General features: G+C 42.3%; 2 protein-coding genes and 1 pseudogene. All 3 read left to right on the forward strand.

What is annotated here, in order from left to right; genetic code table 11:
* Nucleotides 1-281, forward strand: a 281-nt coding sequence (locus tag WAM07_RS15375; RefSeq protein ID WP_422168232.1) for a hypothetical protein, incomplete at its 5' end; no start/stop codon positions are given.
* Between the two features lie 339 nt (nucleotides 282-620).
* Complete coding sequence (locus WAM07_RS15380; protein ID WP_422168233.1) at nucleotides 621-2,240, forward strand: FAD-dependent monooxygenase; 1,620 nt, start codon at nucleotides 621-623, stop codon at nucleotides 2,238-2,240.
* An 85-nt stretch (nucleotides 2,241-2,325) separates the two neighbouring features.
* Nucleotides 2,326-2,584, forward strand: a pseudogene (locus WAM07_RS15385) (hypothetical protein); the annotation flags it as partial.

Raw genomic sequence — 2,584 nt, forward strand, 5'->3', positions numbered from 1 at the left:
ATGACTATATTCTGTCCACGAATTCTGAAGCCTTCTCGAAAGATTCGGATAAGAGTATGAGTTATAAGGAATTGACCCACATTTTAATTAATTATGCAAAAGAACATAATAATCAAGTCGATCATGAGGCATTTGAGCAATACTTGATTGACCATTACAAATTCACCCCGGCAAACTTCTCTCAAATTATCTGGAGAGCGAGAAAGGTAGATCCGCGCTTAAGAAGTTTAATCAGCGGAAATCGGAAAATTACGATACTGGATGACAGAACATCCGAGTAGGCAGGATGGAAAAAGGCTAAATAAACTTGTACATAGGATTCACTGAACCCCTCTTAACCGTATATGGCTTAGAGGGGTTTTTTTACATCAGCGTTAGGACATGTATAAATCTGGTATGTGTTTGGATGTGTCATGATGTGCATGAGGGTATGGATTACGGGTATCGTACTATGACATGTGTACTAGTTGATTATGGATGGAAGCGTGGAAACTGTCAGGAGTATGAATATGTGGTTTAGATAGCCTCGAATGATTAAATCGACGTAAAGCCTGAATGACTTTTATAGGTAAACAAGCAATTAGAGTTCATTATATAAATGAAGGAAAGGAGCGCTGTTTATGAGTTCCGTTATTGAAACCGATGTACTCATTATTGGAGCAGGCCCTTCAGGACTTATGGCAGCCAATGAATTACAGAAACGAGAAGTGGATTTCATCTGTTTAGAGAAGAGAGCAGAACCCTCCGATTTGTCCAAAGCACTAGGCATCCAGGCAAGGACCCTTGAAATGTTTGAGTTATTAGGTCTTCATAAATCTTTTTTGAAAAAGGGATATCCCGGGCCGGGGGCGAAACTTCACTTAGGGGGAGAGAAACCATCTCTAGTAGAACTTTACCACATTAAAAGCAGATACCCTTATCTGTTCATTATCCCTCAGAGCGAGACAGAAGCTATATTAGAAGATCATTTAGAATCCTCAGGCGGTAAGGTAGAGCGTGAACATGAAGTGGTAGAAGTGCTCCAGTCTGATCAAGGTGTTTATGTCAGTGCCAGACATGAGGGTGAGCTTAAAAAATATTTTGCCAAGTACTTAATTGCCTGTGACGGGGTTCATAGTAAAGTCCGTCAAGACCTGGGTGTCGACTTTATCGGTAAAGATGAAGGGTTCACCTTTTTCCTTGGGGATGTAGATATTCCTGACTTTAACGAGATTTACATTGATATGACCCTTAACGACCGCGGCGCCGTTGCTTTCTTTCCTTATGCAGACGGCAGTTACCGCGTGGTGGGGATGGACCGGGCCAAGCAGGGCCTTCCCCATAAAGATGATCTCTCCCTGGAAGAACTGCAGGAAAGCATGAACACAATTCTTCCTGTTTCTTATGAGGTGGAGAACCCGAAGTGGCTGACCTATTTTGGTACCGCTCACAGACAGGTTCCCAATTATCGAACAGGCCGGATATTCTTTGTAGGGGATGCGGCTCATATTCATAATCCTTTAGGCGGCCAGGGAATGAATCTCGGACTTCAGGACGCAGCCAACCTCGGTTGGAAACTTGATGCAGTATTAAAAGGGTATGCGAATGATTCCTTTCTTAACAGTTACCACGAGGAGCGCTCTCCAATTGGGGAAGATATTCTGAAGGAAACCTCCACGATGCTGAAGGTTATCAATCTAGATGGAATTGAAGGCAGAATAAGGAACTGGACAGGAAAAGCAGCTCTGACGCAAAGCTGGATTGAAGGGATCGTAGCCAATCGCTTGTCCCATGTTAATAACGAGTATTCGACGACGGACGGGAACAAAGCGCTGCGGGATTCTTCTCTTTCAAGAGGCGCCCTTCAAGCAGGCAAACGAGTCCCGGATCACTTGTTGTTCTTTGATGGAACGAATGATGAAAGACTGTACCCTCTTATCGAGCAACATGGACATCTCTGCTTTATTTATATTGACGCTCAGAACCAGGAGTTAATTGACTATGCCTACTCCTTTTATGAGAAGGTCAAAGAAAAATACCAGAATCTATTCAAGATCTTCCTCGTTGCGAAGGGTGGTACCGTCCGTACCGATGGAGACGAACTTCCGATTATTTACGACGTCCACCGAGATTTGAAAAAGAAACTAGGTATGGACAAAGGCCACACTTTAGTTATCCGTCCCGACGGTCACGTTGCGTTTCATGAATCGTCGACAGATGCAAAAGTAATGATGGACAAGCTTGCTCGATTTTTTAGTTAGACTACTAAATAAGCTGGCGCAACTGTTAAAAAGTGTGCCGGCACTTACATAAGGCTCAGTTTCAAGATAATAGAGGAGGTTCAAAATGGCCGGAAAGATCTACTTACTCCTAATTCTATCCTTACTCTTTTCATTGGCTGGTTGTTCTAGCGAAACAAAAATTTCTGCGAAAGAAGCATCTTATTTTGAAACAGAAAATTATACCATGCTTGGTTTAGAAAAAAGTGTAGGATTTATTTTAGACGAAGGTGAAAATCTAGTCGCTAATCAGAAAAATAAATACATGTGGCATTTATGGAATAACCAAGATTTTGAAGGGAAAGCATTTAAAGTTACAGGAGTGA

The sequence above is a fragment of the Halobacillus sp. genome (genome assembly GCF_049282395.1).
Lineage (GTDB): Bacteria > Bacillota > Bacilli > Bacillales > Halobacillaceae > Halobacillus.

Bases quoted from the DNA above. Each gene is read 5' to 3' on its own strand.
- WAM07_RS15380 (WP_422168233.1), top strand. From the start codon at position 621: ATGAGTTCCGTTATTGAAACCGATGTACTCATTATTGGAGCAGGCCCT.